The organism is Vibrio sp. 10N.247.311.13 (assembly GCF_041467595.1).
Taxonomy (GTDB): Bacteria; Pseudomonadota; Gammaproteobacteria; order Enterobacterales; family Vibrionaceae; genus Vibrio; species Vibrio crassostreae_C.
On the sequence record NZ_JBFSUX010000001.1, the window covers coordinates 219,391 to 235,797 of the forward strand.

14 protein-coding genes are annotated in these 16,407 nt (G+C 45.2%); 9 read left to right on the forward strand and 5 right to left on the reverse strand.

Translation table 11 applies throughout. The features are described 5' to 3' along the window. Nucleotides 1-164: 164 nt before the first annotated feature. Complete coding sequence (locus AB6E52_RS00925) at nt 165-770, forward strand: LuxR/HapR/OpaR family quorum-sensing transcriptional regulator (RefSeq protein WP_102319888.1); 606 nt, start codon at nt 165-167, stop codon at nt 768-770. A gap of 203 nt (nt 771-973) precedes the next feature. Here AB6E52_RS00925 and lpdA read toward each other — a convergent pair whose 3' ends face one another. The 5 genes from lpdA to ampD form a co-directional block, all read right to left on the reverse strand. Next, complete coding sequence (gene lpdA, locus AB6E52_RS00930; RefSeq protein WP_102319887.1) at nt 974-2,404, reverse strand: dihydrolipoyl dehydrogenase; 1,431 nt, start codon at nt 2,402-2,404, stop codon at nt 974-976. 242 nt (nt 2,405-2,646) lie between these two features. Continuing rightward, on the reverse strand, nt 2,647-4,587 hold the full coding sequence (gene aceF, locus AB6E52_RS00935) for a pyruvate dehydrogenase complex dihydrolipoyllysine-residue acetyltransferase (protein WP_102319886.1): 1,941 nt from the start codon (nt 4,585-4,587) through the stop codon (nt 2,647-2,649). A 26-nt stretch (nt 4,588-4,613) separates the two neighbouring features. Then, on the reverse strand, nt 4,614-7,277 hold the full coding sequence (gene aceE / locus AB6E52_RS00940; protein ID WP_017059442.1) for a pyruvate dehydrogenase (acetyl-transferring), homodimeric type: 2,664 nt from the start codon (nt 7,275-7,277) through the stop codon (nt 4,614-4,616). 62 nt (nt 7,278-7,339) lie between these two features. Then, nucleotides 7,340-8,101, reverse strand: coding sequence for a pyruvate dehydrogenase complex transcriptional repressor PdhR (pdhR, locus tag AB6E52_RS00945; RefSeq protein ID WP_017059443.1), 762 nt, complete (start codon nt 8,099-8,101; stop codon nt 7,340-7,342). A gap of 483 nt (nt 8,102-8,584) precedes the next feature. Next, complete coding sequence (gene ampD, locus AB6E52_RS00950; RefSeq protein ID WP_017068879.1) at nt 8,585-9,184, reverse strand: 1,6-anhydro-N-acetylmuramyl-L-alanine amidase AmpD; 600 nt, start codon at nt 9,182-9,184, stop codon at nt 8,585-8,587. A gap of 83 nt (nt 9,185-9,267) precedes the next feature. Here ampD and nadC point away from each other — a divergent pair, with 83 nt between their 5' ends. From nadC to yacG, 8 genes are all read left to right on the forward strand, one after another. After that, nucleotides 9,268-10,158 (forward strand): carboxylating nicotinate-nucleotide diphosphorylase, encoded by an 891-nt coding sequence (nadC, locus tag AB6E52_RS00955; RefSeq protein WP_102319885.1) that lies wholly within the window; start codon nt 9,268-9,270, stop codon nt 10,156-10,158. A gap of 253 nt (nt 10,159-10,411) precedes the next feature. After that, nucleotides 10,412-10,816 (forward strand): pilin, encoded by a 405-nt coding sequence (locus AB6E52_RS00960; protein ID WP_102319884.1) that lies wholly within the window; start codon nt 10,412-10,414, stop codon nt 10,814-10,816. After that, nucleotides 10,817-12,502 (forward strand): type IV-A pilus assembly ATPase PilB, encoded by a 1,686-nt coding sequence (gene pilB, locus AB6E52_RS00965; protein WP_102319883.1) that lies wholly within the window; start codon nt 10,817-10,819, stop codon nt 12,500-12,502. 15 nt (nt 12,503-12,517) lie between these two features. Then, entirely contained in the window at nt 12,518-13,747 is a 1,230-nt protein-coding gene (locus tag AB6E52_RS00970) for a type II secretion system F family protein (RefSeq protein ID WP_102319882.1), read from the forward strand. Between the two features lie 66 nt (nt 13,748-13,813). After that, entirely contained in the window at nt 13,814-14,683 is an 870-nt protein-coding gene (locus tag AB6E52_RS00975; RefSeq protein WP_017058945.1) for an A24 family peptidase, read from the forward strand. Nucleotides 14,684-14,685: 2 nt separating this feature from the next. Further along, nucleotides 14,686-15,300 (forward strand): dephospho-CoA kinase, encoded by a 615-nt coding sequence (gene coaE, locus AB6E52_RS00980; RefSeq protein ID WP_102319881.1) that lies wholly within the window; start codon nt 14,686-14,688, stop codon nt 15,298-15,300. A 26-nt stretch (nt 15,301-15,326) separates the two neighbouring features. Continuing rightward, a complete protein-coding gene (gene zapD, locus AB6E52_RS00985; protein ID WP_017063237.1) occupies nt 15,327-16,067 on the forward strand; it encodes a cell division protein ZapD in 741 nt (246 codons plus the stop codon). Between the two features lie 81 nt (nt 16,068-16,148). Continuing rightward, nucleotides 16,149-16,346: a DNA gyrase inhibitor YacG gene (yacG, locus tag AB6E52_RS00990; RefSeq protein WP_004735515.1), complete on the forward strand. Its 198-nt coding sequence runs from the start codon at nt 16,149-16,151 to the stop codon at nt 16,344-16,346. The last annotated feature ends 61 nt before the right edge of the window (nt 16,347-16,407 follow it).

Genomic DNA, 16,407 nt, shown 5'->3' on the forward strand with positions numbered 1-16,407 from the left:
CCTTTCACATCAATGTGGATCACGCTTTATGTATCAAGTTTGATGTAACTGTCTATTAAATAAGCTCAAAGGATTGACCATTCGCATATGCACCATTACACTCATCTTGGCTTAAATAATAATAAAATCATTAATATAAAAATTTCGTTGGCAAGGAAAATAAAATGGACTCAATATCTAAGAGACCTAGAACTAGGCTTTCACCTTTAAAAAGAAAACTTCAATTGATGGAAATCGCTCTTGAGGTATTCTCTCGCCGCGGCATCGGTCGTGGTGGACACGCTGATATTGCAGACATCGCTCAGGTGTCTGTCGCAACGGTATTTAACTACTTCCCAACCCGTGAAGATCTGGTTGATGAAGTACTAAATCACGTTGTACGCCAATTCTCTAACTTCCTTTCAGACAATATCGATCTGGATATTCACGCAAAACAAAACCTACATAATATTGCGACTGAAATGGTGACGTTAGTGGCTCAAGATAGCCATTGGTTAAATGTATGGTTCGAATGGAGCGCTTCGACTCGTGATGAAGTATGGCCGCTATTCGTAACAACGAACCGTACTAACCAAATGTTAGTACAAAACATGTTTAGCAAAGCGATTGAACGCAGCGAAGTCTGTGACGATCACGACCCTAAACATCTAGCCAATCTATTCCACGGCATTTGCTACTCGCTATTCATCCAAGCGAAACGTGTAGAAACGCCAGAAGAGCTTTCAAGCTTAACGGATAGCTATTTGAACATGCTGTGCATTTATAAATAGATTTGAAATTCGGTCTTCGAAAAAAACTTAGGGATTGGCGTATTGCGTCAATCCTTTTTTGTTTTTAGCACTCGCTCTTCGTATCCCGGAGCGCAGCGTACTCGCATCTCGAAGTGAAACGTTACTGCTCTTTACCTCAGACATAAAAAAACCGCTGACGAATCAGCGGTTTTTAAAAACATTAGCGAGTGGCTAAAGGAGAATTACTTCTTCTTTTTCACTGCTTTCTTGTTTGGAAGGTCAGTGATTGAACCTTCGAATACTTCCGCAGCAAGACCAACAGACTCGTGTAGAGTTGGGTGAGCGTGGATAGTAAGAGCGATATCTTCTGCGTCACAACCCATTTCGATTGCTAGGCCGATTTCACCAAGAAGCTCACCACCGTTAGTACCAACAACAGCACCACCGATTACGCGATGAGTATCTTTATCGAAGATCATCTTAGTCATACCATCTGCACAGTCAGAAGCGATTGCACGACCAGAAGCAGCCCAAGGGAAAGTCGCCACTTCGTAGTTTAGGCCTTCCGCTTTCGCTTCTTTCTCAGTCTTACCTACCCAAGCAACTTCCGGCTCAGTGTACGCAATTGATGGGATTACTTTAGGGTCGAAGTAGTGCTTCTTACCAGAGATAACTTCAGCAGCTACGTGACCTTCATGCACACCTTTGTGAGCAAGCATTGGTTGACCAACAACGTCACCGATCGCGTGGATGTGAGGAACGTTTGTACGCATTTGCTTATCAACGTTGATGAAGCCACGCTCGTCAACTTCGATACCTGCTTTTTCAGCGTCGATAAGTGCACCGTTTGGAACACGACCGATAGCAACAAGAACAGCATCGTAGCGCTCAGCTTCAGCTGGTGCTTTCTTGCCTTCCATTGAAACGTAGATACCGTCTTCTTTCGCTTCAACTGCAGTTACTTTAGTCTCAAGCATTAGCTTGAACTTGTTCTTGATACGCTTAGTGAAGACTTTAACGATGTCTTTATCCGCAGCAGGGATAACTTGGTCGAACATCTCAACTACGTCTACTTTAGAACCTAGAGAGTGGTAAACCGTACCCATTTCAAGACCGATGATACCACCGCCCATGATAAGCAGTTTTTCAGGAACTTCTTTCAGCTCAAGTGCATCCGTAGAATCCCAAATACGTGGGTCTTCATGTGGAATGAAAGGAAGTTTGATTGGGCGAGAACCCGCAGCAATGATTGCGTTGTCGAAGTTAACAGTTGTTGCTTCGCCTTCGCCTTCAACAAGAATGCTGTTAGGACCAGTGAACTTACCGAAACCGTTAACAACAGTAACGTTACGCATCTTAGCCATACCGCCAAGACCGCCAGTTAGTTGATCAACTACTTTTTCTTTCCAGATACGGATCTTGTTGATGTCCGTTTGTGGCTCGCCGAATACAACGCCGTGCTCTGCCATCGCTTTAGCTTCTTCGATTACTTTAGAAACGTGAAGAAGTGCTTTTGATGGAATACAACCAACGTTTAGACATACACCACCAAGAGTGCTGTAACGTTCAACTAGTACTGTTTCTAGACCTAAATCCGCACAACGGAATGCCGCTGAGTAACCAGCAGGACCTGAACCAAGTACAACAACTTGGGCTTTAATTTCTTTGCTCATTGTGACCTCTTGTAGTCATTATCCCTAACAGGCTGAGTAGATGTTCTTAAAATTATTGGGCTTTCAAACAGGAAACATTTTACAGAGATGTTAACAGTGTGAAAGTAGCTTTAAGTTAGCCTGTGAGCTAGACAACAATTCCCCATCAGATTATGAGAAATGCAGGAAACTGTTGTCTAAAAATAGTCTTTATATAAAGAATTAAGGTGACCCGAAAGTCACCTTAATAATTACTTTCTCAATTACAGTACTAGACGACGAATGTCAGATAGTGCGCTGTTTAGGAAAGTAATGAAGCGTGCACCTTCAGCACCATCGATCACACGGTGGTCGTATGATAGAGACAGTGGAAGCTGTAGACGTGGTTGGAACTCTTTACCATTCCAAACTGGCTTAATTTCAGACTTAGATACACCTAGGATACCTACTTCTGGAGCATTTACGATTGGAGTAAATGCAGTACCGCCAATACCACCAAGGCTAGAGATTGTGAAACAACCGCCTTGCATGTCTGCCGCTGTTAGCTTACCAGAACGTGCTTTCTTAGAAACAGCCATTAGCTCTTCTGATAGCTCGTAAATGCCTTTCTTGTTCACGTCTTTGAAGACAGGAACAACTAGACCGTTTGGTGTATCAACAGCGATACCCACGTTTACGTACTTCTTAAGAATGATGCTTTCGCCATCTTCAGAAAGAGAAGAGTTAAACGCTGGGAATGCTTCTAGCGCTTTAGCGACAGCTTTCATGATGAACACAAGTGGAGTGATCTTCATGCCAGTGTCTTTCTTCGCTTCGATTGCGTTCTGTTCTTTACGGAATGCTTCTAGCTCAGTGATGTCTGCGTTGTCCCATTGTGTAACGTGAGGGATCATTACCCAGTTACGGTGCAGGTTAGCGCCAGAGATCTTCTTAATCTTAGAAAGCTTCTGAACTTCAGTTTCGCCGAACTTGCTGAAGTCAACTTTTGGCCATGGTAGTAGACCAAGAGCAGAACCGTCGCCGCCTTTGCCAGATGCAGCTGCACCAGACTCAAGACGCTTAAGTGCATCTTTAACGTAAGACTGAACGTCTTCTTTAAGGATACGGCTCTTACGACCAGTACCTTTAACCTTAGAAAGGTTAACGCCAAATTCACGAGCTAGACGACGAACTACTGGAGAAGCGTGCGCGTAGTCACCGTTCTCTTGGAAGTCGCCAGCTGCTGCTGGAGCCGCTGCAGGTGCTTCTGCTTTAGGAGCAGGTGCCGCCGCTGGAGCTGCTGCTTGTGCAGGTGCTGCAACAGGAGCAGGAGCTGCGCCTTCAACCGGAGTGCCGGCCACGACGAAAGTCATGATTAGAGAGCCAGTTGACACTTTGTCGCCAGCTGCAATCTTGATTTCTTTTACTGTACCAGCGAATGGTGCAGGAACTTCCATTGAAGCTTTGTCGCCTTCAACAGTAATTAGAGATTGCTCTTCTTCTACTGTATCGCCAACCGCTACCATGATTTCAGTAACTTCTACTTCGTCACCACCGATATCAGGAACGTTTACTTCTTTCTCAGCAGATGCTGCTGGAGCAGCTGCAACTGGTGCTGCCGCTGGAGCAGGAGCTGCTGCAACTGGAGCGCCAGAGCCCGCTACTTCACCTGTTTCTACAGAGAAAATCATTACTAGAGAACCAGTCGATACTGAGTCACCAGAAGCGATCTTGATTTCTTTAACGATACCAGCGAATGGTGCAGGAACTTCCATTGAAGCCTTGTCACCTTCAACAGTAAGAAGAGATTGCTCTTCTTCTACTGCGTCACCGATAGCAACCATGATTTCAGTTACTTCAACTTCATCACCGCCGATGTCAGGAACGTGAACTTCTTTAAGCTCAGCTGCCGCTGCAGGAGCAGCTGCAACTGGTGCCGCCGCTTCAACTGCTGGAGCAGCCGGTGCTGCTGCAGCACCTTCCGCAGGAGAGCCTGCCTCTTCAAAGATCATGATAAGAGAACCAGTAGAAACAGAATCGCCTTCTGCTACTTTGATTTCTTTAACGATACCCGCTTGAGACGCAGGAACTTCCATTGAAGCTTTGTCGCCTTCAACAGTGATCAGTGACTGCTCTTCTTCAACCTTGTCGCCAACGTTTACAAGAATCTCAGTTACTTCAACCTCGTCAGCACCGATGTCTGGTACATTAATTTCGATTGTCATTGTATTTACCTACCTTAATGCCAGTCTTATGCGTATTGCGGGTTAGTTTTTTCAGTGTCGATATCGAATTTAGCAATTGCTTCAACAACTACAGATTTCTCGATGTCACCACGTTTAGCCAGTTCAGTTAGAGCTGCAACTACGATGTAGCCAGCGTTAACTTCGAAGTGACGACGTAGGTTTGCACGGCTGTCAGAACGGCCGAAACCATCTGTACCAAGTACTTTGTAAGACTCAGTTGGCATGTACGCACGTACTTGCTCAGCGTAGTTCTTCATGTAGTCAGTCACTGCGATTGCAGGTTCTTTACCAAGAACAGTCGTGATGTACGGTACTTTCTCTTCAGCTTCTGGGTGAAGCATGTTGTCACGCTCTACCGCTTGGCCGTCACGAGTTAGTTCGTTGAACGACGTTACTGAGAATACGTCAGATGCTACGCCGTACTCTTCGCTTAGAATTTCAGCCGCTTTACGCGCTTCGTTCATGATAGTACCAGAGCTCATTAGTTGAACTTTGCCCTTAGCACCAGCGTGAGATTCAAGCTTGTAGATACCTTTACGGATGCCTTCTTCAGCGCCTTCTGGCATTGCTGGCATTGCGTAGTTCTCGTTCATTACTGTTAGGTAGTAGTAAACGTTCTCTTGCTCAGGACCGTACATGCGACGGATACCGTCTTGCATGATTACCGCTAGCTCGTAAGCGAACGTTGGGTCGTAAGAGATACAGTTAGGGATAGTGTTCGCTTGGATGTGCGAGTGACCATCTTCGTGCTGTAGACCTTCACCGTTCAGTGTTGTACGACCTGCAGTAGCACCTAGTAGGAAGCCACGAGCTTGTTGGTCGCCTGCTAGCCATGCCATGTCACCAATACGTTGGAAACCGAACATTGAGTAGTAGATGTAGAACGGGATCATCGGTAGATCGTTTGTGCTGTATGAAGTTGCAGCAGCAACCCATGAAGCCATAGAACCTAGTTCGTTGATACCTTCTTGAAGAACTTGACCAGACGTTGCTTCTTTGTAGTAAGAAACGATGCCTTTATCTTCAGGTGTGTATTCTTGACCGTGTGGGTTGTAGATACCAACCTGACGGAATAGACCTTCCATACCAAATGTACGAGCTTCATCACAGATGATAGGAACGATGTTCTTACCAATGTTCTTATCTTTAAGAAGGATGTTTAGCGTACGTACATAAGCCATAGTTGTAGAGATATCACGCTTCTGTTCACCTAGTAGAGGTGCGAATGCGTCTAGCTCAGGAACTTTGAATTCTTGAGTAAATTTAGGCAGACGTGCAGGTGTGTAACCGTGTAGAGCGTTACGACGAGCGTGCATGTATTCGTACTCAGGCGTACCTTCTTCCAATTTCAGGTAAGGAAGTTCAGCGATCTTCTCATCTGAAAGGATGTCTTCTAGGCCTAGGCGATCACGTAGGTGTTGAACATGAGTCATGTCCATTTTCTTAACACCGTGTGCAATGTTCTTACCTTCAGCTGCATCACCCATGCCGTAACCTTTAACAGTCTTAGCTAGGATTACAGTCGGCTTACCGTTTGTCTCTTTAGCATTGTTGAATGCAGCAAACAGTTTAGAAGAATCGTGACCACCACGCTTAAGAGCGAAGATTTCGTCATCAGTCATGTCTGCAACTAGTGCAGCTGTTTCTGGGTACTTACCAAAGAAGTGCTCACGTACGTATGCGCCATCTTTAGATTTGAATGTTTGGTAGTCACCATCGATAGTTTCGTTCATTAGTTGAAGAAGCTTACCAGTAGTGTCTTTAGCTAGTAGAGAATCCCAGTTGCTACCCCAGATAACTTTAACAACGTTCCAACCTGCACCTTTGAATAGGCCTTCAAGTTCTTGGATGATGCTACCGTTACCCATTACAGGGCCGTCTAGACGCTGTAGGTTACAGTTGATTAGGAAACATAGGTTGTCTAGCTTCTCACGCGCAGCGAAAGAGATAGCACCACGTGATTCTGGCTCATCCATCTCACCGTCACCTAGGAACGCGTATACGCGTTGCGCTGAAGTTTCTTTCAGGCCACGGCCGTCAAGGTACTTAAGGAAGCGCGCTTGGTAGATAGCAGAGATAGGGCCAAGACCCATAGATACTGTCGGGAACTGCCAGAACTCAGGCATCAGTTTCGGGTGCGGGTAAGAAGGGATACCTTTACCATCAACTTCTTGACGGAAGTTATCTAGCTGTTCTTCAGTTAGACGACCTTCAACGAATGCACGAGAGTAGATACCTGGAGAGATGTGACCTTGGTAGTAAACTAGATCGCCACCGTCTGTCTCGTTTGGAGCACGGAAGAAGTGGTTGAAACATACTTCGTAGAACGCTGCTGCTGACTGGTAAGAAGCCATGTGACCACCAAGGTCTAGGTCTTTCTTAGAAGCACGCAATACGATCATGATTGCGTTCCAGCGAATAATCGAACGAATACGACGCTCAAGAGTTACGTCACCAGGGTAAGCTGGCTCTTGTGCTGCTGGAATTGTGTTGATGTAGTTTGTGTTGATGCCTGTAGCCATATCAACACCATCTAAACGTGCTTTATCTAGAACTTGTTCTAGTAAAAACTGTGCACGTTCTACACCTTCTTCACGTACTACTGACTCAAGAGCTTCTAACCAATCTTGAGTTTCCAGAGCATCAACGTCATGCTTCATGTCAGACATGGCGATCTATCCTTTTTGTTAGTTGGATTCTACTAAACACGTAAAAAGCCGAAGTATTACGGCTATTTACCCTGTTGAATTCGACGTAGAGAACGTTCGCGGCGCGACTCTTCCTTCGTCAAATCCAGCAATGTTTCTTCGATGTAAGCTAAATGAGAGTGTGACATTTCACGTGCCTGTTCTGGCTGCCCTGAAACAATCGCATCTACAATGTTAGCTCGATGTATACTCACTTTCTCCACAACGTCTTTACGACGATGCAACAGCTTTAAATTCTCTAAGACGTTTTGTTCGAGTAACGGAGCCAAGCTACGAACAATGTGCAATAACACCACATTGTGCGCTGCCTCTGTTAAAGCAATAAGAAAAGCCATCACCGCTGCAGATTCGGCTTCAATATCACCCTTTTCTTGCGCGCCGTGAATTTTTTCTTGGCAGGCTTGAATACGAGCAAAGTCTTCATCAGTGCCACGCAATGCCGCGAAGTAAGCCGAAATCCCTTCCATCGCATGACGCGATTCCAACAAGTCTAGTTGGGTTTCAGAATGGGACGACAACAAATTAAGCAAAGGATCTGAAAAGCTTTTCCAGATATTTTCGCTAACAAACGTACCTCCACCTTGACGGCGAGTAAGCAAGCGTTTTGCTTCTAAACGTTGTATCGCTTCTCGGATCGAAGGACGAGACACATCGAACTGTTTCGCCAGTTCGCGCTCAGGCGGCAGCTGCTGCCCTGGAGCCAGTGTTCCTTCCACTATCAACCTTTCTAACTCTTGTTCGATAACATCGGAGAGTTTTGGCTGACGAATCCTTTGATAAGCCATAGTTTGTTGTTCTTCTTTTTCTTCGCTGACAATTGGTAATACCAATTTTAAGTTGGGCAGAAATTAACATAATTAAAACGACACTGTCCAGCCTAAAATTGACCTGCATCATAGAATACAGCGTGAATTAACCATGATTTAACAAATGAAATTTAAAACAGCAACCAAATTGGTCTTACCATTTACAGGGGTAATACTTTTGGGGAGTGTTCGTGCTAGAAAGTTTCAGGATAAAAATGAATTGTTTCAGAAAGATTAGTGTCACTCGTTTAAAAATCGAACCAAGCGCACATTTAGGGTGGAAATTCTGTTCATAAGTTTTAATAAATGAGTGTTTGATAAGTTCGTCACACTCTCAATTTATTGATGCTCCCCGTCCGACCACTTCCTTTACAAAAGCACAACAAAAATTCACAAACAATTATGCTCATCGTTGATTATCTAGAGCCCTTCAATGAGCAGAGTCTTGTTGTGAATTCGGATTTAGAAACTCAGTTGGCCTTGATATTTCTTCCAATCAAAAACCAAACCGGGGTCAGTCTTTCGTAGCGGAGCGATGTATTGATGGCCAGTGATACGCTGACGCGTAATCTGCGGGAAGTTCGACACCAATGTCTCCGTTAATTGAGCCAAAGATTGGTATTGCTGCTCGGTATAAGCAACAAAGTCACTGCCTTCCAGTTCAATACCAATAGAGTAGTCATTACATCTTTCACGGCCAGCGAAGCTCGATTGACCCGCATGCCAAGCTCGGTCTAAGAAAGAGACGAACTGCACCACTTCCCCATCACGACGAATCAAGCAATGCGCCGAAACGCCCATTTGGTGAATCACCTTAAAAAACGGATGTTCGACAGGGTCAAGTTTTCCCGTAAAAAACTGTTCAATGTAAGGCCCACCAAATTGACCCGGAGGCAAGCTAATGTTGTGAACCACCAGCAGAGAGATATCGTCGGCACTAGGCCTTGCATCAAAATACGGGGAAGGAACATGCCGAGCGTTGTCGTACCATCCGTTGGAGCTGATCGTCATCTTGGTCTCACTTTCTTTTCTGCTAGCACAATAAGATGTGACCTTGCCCATAGAGCAGTCGCGCTAGCCTCTTTAATTTGAAGTTAAGCAAGAGTATCATTCCATTCCCACTCCCTTTCAAGATTAGATTTGCGATGAAAAACACACATAACAGCCACCAACGCCTTGACTACTTAAAAGAGCAACTGCCTCTAGAGATCACTCGTGCAGTAGCCGAGACTATCAAAGAAGACCTAGGTGGCACGTTAGATCCAGCGGCTGACATCACAGCAAGTCTAATCCCAGCAGACGCAATCAACAGCGCAACCATCATTACTCGTGAGCACGGTGTGTTCTGTGGTAAAGCTTGGGCTGATGAAGTGTTTAAGCAACTGGGCGGTGAAGTGACTATCGAGTGGAATGTAGAAGATGGCGACAAGGTTGAACCAAACCAAACACTTTGTACCTTAACAGGTCCAGCACGCGCGCTATTAACGGGTGAGCGCAACGCAATGAACTTCATTCAAACGCTATCTGGTTGTGCGACTACGACGGCTACCTACGCGGACAAAATCAAACACACAGAGTGCCGCCTGTTAGATACTCGTAAAACGATACCTGGCCTGCGCAGCGCACTAAAATACGCAGTCGCTTGTGGCGGCGGTTTCAACCACCGTATCGGTGTTTTCGATGCCTACCTAATCAAAGAAAACCACATCATCGCATGTGGCGGTATTGAAAAAGCTATCTCAACAGCAAAAGAGCTTAACCCAGGTAAGCCAGTAGAAGTGGAAACCGAAAGCCTAGAAGAGCTAGAGCAAGCTATCAACGCGGGCGCAGACATCATCATGCTAGACAACTTCACTACTGACATGATGCGTGAAGCTGTGAAGATCAACGCTGGCCGTGCTGCACTAGAAAACTCTGGCAACGTGACGTTAGACACCATCGCTGAGTTCGCTGAAACGGGTGTCGACTACATCTCAGTAGGCGCTTTAACCAAGCACCTAAAAGCAATGGATCTATCCATGAGATTCAAAGCATAATTGACTGAATAATAAATAATTTATGTGAAGGCACTGTTTATAACGGTGCCTTGTTTATTGCCTGAATTATCAGTATTTCAAGCAGTTATTTAAGCTGATCGCATAATTTTGCCTGCTATATGAAACACTACACCAATAAACACCAAACCACTCGCGACCTCGCCTGAACACCATTCCACTACCCCATCTCAACTTCTATTCTTTCCATCAACCAGTGCCTGCACTGAAACAAACTAAAGAATGGAATTAGACAATGAATAACAAGAACAAAAGAACGAACCAAAAAGGCTTTACGCTGATTGAATTGATGATTGTAGTGGCCGTGATTGGAGTATTGTCTGCAATTGCGGTACCTGCATATCAAGACTATGTAAAAAAAGGAGCTCTAGGGGCAGCACTAGCAACATCTTCTGCTTTTAAAACAATAATCGAGGATGAAATTGCATTTAATGGTTCTTTCCCATCAGCAATTTCGGATAGTTTTAGTATCGGTAGTCTAGATGTAAGTGCTGCATCAGGGTCAACATCTGGCTCTATTATTGCCACAATCAACGAAGGCGTTGCTAGCGGTGCTTCTATAACACTTCAACGAGATGCTAATGGTACTTGGACTTGTGAAAACTCCGAATCGACTATCACAATAAATGGCTGCTCATAAGTGCTAACCAACCTCCCAACCGTTCTACGTCAGGCCGACTTACTCAGCCTGACTCAAGAACAAGCCGTGGCGGAACATGTACAAGCTTCAGGTATTTCGACACCTGAAGCTTTGCTCGTTCTAGATTTGTTCAGCGGTGATTCCTTAGCAAACAACATTAAAACCATCTTCGGTTTACCGTTAGTACAACTTACCAATGTTGATTATGAAGTCTTATGTGATCAATTAGGGCTTCGTGAACTGATAACCAAGTATCGTGCGATACCAATTTCAGTCTCTAACTCTACTCTCACGCTGGCTTCAGCTGACCCTACCGACTTGCAAGCGGAAGATGACTTTCGATTCGCAACCGGATTACAGATCGAATTGGTTGTCGCCAACTACTCCGAATTAGAAGGCGCTATACGCAAGCTGTATGGCCGTTCTATTTCAGGGCAAGATTCCAAACGCAAAGAGATCACTCAAGATGAACTCGCCAATCTTGTTGAGGTGTCTGACGATGAGATAGCGTCGATTGAAGATCTCAGCCAAGACGATTCCCCTGTCAGCCGCTTTATCAATCAGATACTGGTCGATGCGGTGCGTAAAGGTGCATCAGATATCCACTTCGAACCTTATGAAGAGCGCTACCGAGTACGACTGCGTTGTGATGGCATCCTTGTCGAGATCCAACAACCCGCCTCTCACTTAAGTCGTCGTCTATCAGCTCGCTTAAAGATCCTCGCCAAGCTTGATATCGCTGAACGTCGCTTACCTCAAGACGGTCGTATTAAGTTACGCTTGAACGACGAACTCGCGATAGATATGCGTGTATCAACTTTGCCGACCTTGTGGGGTGAAAAGATCGTTCTTCGACTGCTTGATAGTAGTGCGGCCAATCTAGATATCGATAAGTTAGGTTACACCGAAGATCAAAAAGCACTCTACCTCGATGCCCTGAAACGCCCACAAGGTATGATCTTAATGACAGGCCCAACCGGCAGCGGAAAAACCGTCTCCCTTTATACTGGCCTTCGCGTGCTCAACACTACGGAACGCAACATCTCAACAGCCGAAGATCCGGTGGAAATTAACCTGTGTGGTATCAACCAAGTACAAGTAACACCTAAGATCGGCTTTGGGTTTGCTGAAGCACTGCGATCATTTTTACGACAAGATCCTGATGTTGTGATGGTTGGAGAGATCCGCGACTTGGAAACCGCAGAAATCGCGATCAAAGCATCGCAAACCGGTCACTTAGTGCTTTCGACACTGCACACTAATTCCGCCGCAGAAACCGTCACTCGACTCGCTCATATGGGGATAGAACCCTTTAACCTCGCTTCATCATTGAGTTTGATTATCGCCCAACGACTGGCAAGACGATTGTGCAACCACTGCAAAGAAACTGACGATTCACCAGGCATATTTCTGCGTCACTCGATTCCTAACAGCCAAACCATCTACAAAGCGAGTCCTCAAGGTTGCAATGAGTGTAATCAGGGTTATTCGGGGCGAGTGGGTATCTATGAAGTGATGCCGTTTAGCGAACAACTGAAAAGCAGCCTGATCGACAAACCGAACGCGTTAGCCATTGAAAACTTGGCACGTCGAGAAGGCATGAGAACTCTGCAAGAGTCAGGGTTAGATAAGTTGCTTGAAGGCACCACCAGCTATCAAGAACTGCAACGTGTTCTGTACATATAAACCAATGGAGCACCAATGAGTAGCAAGTCCAAACAATCACAATTAAAAAGCTATCACTGGAAAGGCATTAACAGCTCAGGCAAAAAAGTGTCTGGGCAGACCTTAGCGCTCACCGAGTTGGAAGTACGAGAAAAGCTCAAAGAACAGCATATTCAGATTAAGAAAATCAAAAAGAAGAGTATTTCAGCCGTCACTCGTTTAACCCATAGAGTCAAAGCCAAAGACATCACTATTTTAACTCGCCAACTGGCTACCATGTTGGCGACTGGTGTGCCGATCGTGCAAGCCATCAAGTTGGTGTCAGACAATCACCGCAAAGCTGAAATGAAATCGATTCTATCGCATATCTGCAAAGGTGTAGAAGCCGGAACGCCAATCTCAAAAGCGATGCGAACCGCAAGTCGTCACTTTGATGACCTATACACTGATTTGGTCGCGACAGGCGAGCTCTCCGGTAACCTTGCACAAGTATTTGAACGCTTGGCGACCTATCGTGAAAAGAGTGAGCAACTAAAATCCAAGGTTATAAAGGCTCTCATCTACCCAGCAATGGTTGTAGCGGTCGCCCTTACCGTTTCCTACTTAATGCTGACCATGGTGATTCCAGAGTTTGAGTCGATGTTTTCCGGCTTTGGCGCCGACCTGCCTTGGTTCACTCAACAAGTACTCTACCTTTCCCATTGGATGCAGGCTTACAGCTTTTATACTGCCGTAGGCATAGGGCTTGTTGTCCTGATTATTTACCAACTGTGTCAGCGTTCCTACTCGATCAAACTGTCTGTTAGTCGGCTAGGATTACGCTTTCCTGTTCTTGGTGGCGTATTAGCCAAAGCCTCTATTGCCAAATTCAGCCGAACCTTATCAACCAGCTTTAGTTCTGGCATTCCGATTTTAATGAGCCTTAAAACCACAGCCAAAACCGCAGGCAACCTGCATTATGAATCGGCCATCATTGAGGTTCACCGAGAAACGGCTGCTGGCATGCCAATGTATATCGCAATGCGCAATACCAACGCCTTTCCTGAAATGGTGTTACAGATGGTGATGATCGGTGAAGAGTCAGGAAACCTTGATGATATGCTCAATAAAGTAGCCTCCATTTACGAGTTTGAAGTCGACAACACCGTCGACAATTTAGGCAAGATTCTAGAGCCACTGATCATCGTATTTTTAGGGACAGTTGTTGGCGGGCTTGTGGTTGCGATGTACTTACCGATCTTTAATCTTATGAGTGTGTTAGGATAGTTAAAAGCAACTAAACACCCATGAGCAACAATCTCTGCTCACCTTGATTAAGTGGTAAAGGACACTATGGAAGTATTTCACTACTATCCTTGGCTATTCCCCGTATTAGCTTTCATTTTTAGCCTTCTTATCGGCAGCTTCCTCAACGTAGTCATACACCGTTTGCCAATTATGATGGAGCGTGAATGGCAACAAGAGTGCTCGGAATATTTCTCTCAATATAAAATTCCAGCGCCAGAGGGAAAGTTCAACCTCAGCATTCCTCGCTCTACCTGCCCGAAGTGCAAAACCCAATTAAGAATCGTCGACAATATCCCAGTCTTAAGCTGGTTGTTCTTAAAGGGTAAGTGCCATAGCTGTGCTAATCCAATCAGTGCTCGCTACCCTTTGGTCGAACTGCTTACCGCAATACTTTGCACAATGGTTGCTAGCCACTTTGGTTTCAGTTACTACGCCATTGCTTTGATTTTTTTCACCTTCGCACTGATTACCGCGACCTTTATCGATCTCGATACCATGCTGTTACCCGATCAAATCACCTTGCCTTTAGTATGGTCCGGTATCGCTTTAGCATTGTTTAATATCAGCCCAGTATCGCTGCAAGATTCTGTGGTTGGCGCAATGGCTGGCTACCTGGCTCTGTGGTCTGTTTATTGGTTGTTCAAACTACTGACAGGCAAAGAAGGCATGGGTTACGGTGACTTCAAACTCCTGGCTGCGCTTGGCGCATGGCTTGGTTGGCAGCACCTACCGATGATCATCCTTTTATCTTCGCTTGTTGGCCTTGTGTTTGGTTTGATTCAACTTCGCTTGAAACAGCAAGGCATAGATAAAGCCTTTCCATTTGGGCCCTACCTTGCGATTGCGGGTTGGGTAAGCTTGATGTGGGGTAACGACATCATGGGTTGGTATTTCACTTCTGTACTAGGAATTTAACCATGGCAATCATTATCGGATTAAGCGGCGGTATCGCCAGTGGCAAAACCACGGTCGCTAACCTGTTCAATGAGCATTTTAATATTGATATTGTTGATGCTGATATCGTGGCACGTGAAGTGGTTGCGCTGGGCAGTGACGGTTTAAAACAGATTACAGAACACTTTGGTGAGTCTATCTTGCTTGAAGATGGAACTCTCAACCGAAGTCGACTGCGTGAGCTGATCTTCTCTGATCCTAAAGAGAAGCAGTGGCTCAATGATCTTCTTCATCCCATGATCCGTGACAAAATTGACAGTGACCTGTCTAAAATCACATCCCCGTATGGTTTATTAGTTGCACCGCTATTGGTGGAAAACCAAATGCAAGGCATGGCCGATCGCGTTTTAATCGTTGATGTGCCTACAGAAGTGCAAATAGAACGCACAATGAGTCGTGACAATGTTTCGAAGGAACAGGTTGCATCAATTTTAAAATCACAGGCTTCAAGAGAACAACGCTTAGCAGTTGCAGATGACGTGATTAAAAACCATACTAAAAACCAAGAACTTTTGCCTCAAATCACAGATTTACATCAAAAGTATCTGGCAATCAGTGCTGTAGATGGGTCAGAATAGAACAATGTTGAATGAAGGTTTGCTCGATGATCACCCATAAATTTGAACATCCTCTAAATGAGAAAACAAGAATCTACTTAAGAGTTGAATCGCTCTTGAGGCAGCTACACTTGTCTTCTACATTTTCCGATGCTCAACAGTATCAACTCTTTTTCCGTTCCATCTTTGATCTGATTGAAATCTTCGAACAGATCCAACTCAAGAGCGAACTCGCAAAAGATATTGAGAAGCAACGTGTAACCTACAAAAGCTGGTTGGATGTTGAAGGTGTCGATCAAGAGATGCTGACATCACTACTTAATGACATTGGTAACATCTATCGTGATCTGATGCAGGCAGAACGTTTTGGCCAATCACTTAAAGAAGACCGCTTCCTGAGTGCGATTCGCCAGCGCTTTAATCTTCCAGGTGGCTCATGCTGCTTTGATTTACCGGCACTGCATTATTGGCTGCACCTTCCTCTTGATAAGAGAATGCGAGATGCTAAAGCTTGGATGGACAGCTTACAGCCTCTGTATGAAGCGCTAACACTGTGGTTGAAGCTCACCAGAGAAACGGGTCACTTCAAAGAGCAAATCGCTCGTGCTGGCTTCTTCCAGAGCGATGCAGATGAAGCGAATATCCTTCGTCTTTCTATTCCGATGCAATACGGTGCCTACCCGATGATCTCCGGTCACAAGAACCGCTTTGCTGTTAAGTTCATGAGCTTTGAAACTGGGCAAGCCTGTACTCAAGACATCGAATTTGAATTGGCAATCTGCACCTAATTAATTTCCTTTTATAGTTTGGCTTGAGTCCTCACTCGAGCCTAAACTCACTATTATTACACCTTCAAATTAAGAATCACTATGTCGAAGAAAATCACCATCGTTAAATGCCCTCAATGTAATGCTGACGTTGAATGGGGCGAACAAAGCCCGCACCGCCCGTTTTGCAGCAAGCAATGTCAGATGATTGATTTCGGTGAATGGGCAGACGAAGAGAACAGCATCGCTGGCGCACCAGATATGTCAGATAGCGATGGTTGGTCGGAAGATCCGCACTAAGCGAGTAGCGAGTAGCGAGTAGCGAGTAGCGAGTAGCGAGTAGCGAGTAGCGAGTAGCGAG

What these genes read in the sequence shown, in the direction of transcription:
- AB6E52_RS00925 (WP_102319888.1), top strand. Translation starts at nt 165, where the DNA reads ATGGACTCAATATCTAAGAGACCTAGAACTAGGCTTTCACCTTTAAAA.
- lpdA (WP_102319887.1), bottom strand. Translation starts at nt 2,404, where the DNA reads ATGAGCAAAGAAATTAAAGCCCAAGTTGTTGTACTTGGTTCAGGTCCT.
- aceF (WP_102319886.1), bottom strand. Translation starts at nt 4,587, where the DNA reads ATGACAATCGAAATTAATGTACCAGACATCGGTGCTGACGAGGTTGAA.
- aceE (WP_017059442.1), bottom strand. Translation starts at nt 7,277, where the DNA reads ATGTCTGACATGAAGCATGACGTTGATGCTCTGGAAACTCAAGATTGG.
- pdhR (WP_017059443.1), bottom strand. Translation starts at nt 8,101, where the DNA reads ATGGCTTATCAAAGGATTCGTCAGCCAAAACTCTCCGATGTTATCGAA.
- ampD (WP_017068879.1), bottom strand. Translation starts at nt 9,184, where the DNA reads ATGGGCAAGGTCACATCTTATTGTGCTAGCAGAAAAGAAAGTGAGACC.
- nadC (WP_102319885.1), top strand. Translation starts at nt 9,268, where the DNA reads ATGAAAAACACACATAACAGCCACCAACGCCTTGACTACTTAAAAGAG.
- AB6E52_RS00960 (WP_102319884.1), top strand. Translation starts at nt 10,412, where the DNA reads ATGAATAACAAGAACAAAAGAACGAACCAAAAAGGCTTTACGCTGATT.
- AB6E52_RS00970 (WP_102319882.1), top strand. Translation starts at nt 12,518, where the DNA reads ATGAGTAGCAAGTCCAAACAATCACAATTAAAAAGCTATCACTGGAAA.
- AB6E52_RS00975 (WP_017058945.1), top strand. Translation starts at nt 13,814, where the DNA reads ATGGAAGTATTTCACTACTATCCTTGGCTATTCCCCGTATTAGCTTTC.
- coaE (WP_102319881.1), top strand. Translation starts at nt 14,686, where the DNA reads ATGGCAATCATTATCGGATTAAGCGGCGGTATCGCCAGTGGCAAAACC.
- zapD (WP_017063237.1), top strand. Translation starts at nt 15,327, where the DNA reads ATGATCACCCATAAATTTGAACATCCTCTAAATGAGAAAACAAGAATC.
- yacG (WP_004735515.1), top strand. Translation starts at nt 16,149, where the DNA reads ATGTCGAAGAAAATCACCATCGTTAAATGCCCTCAATGTAATGCTGAC.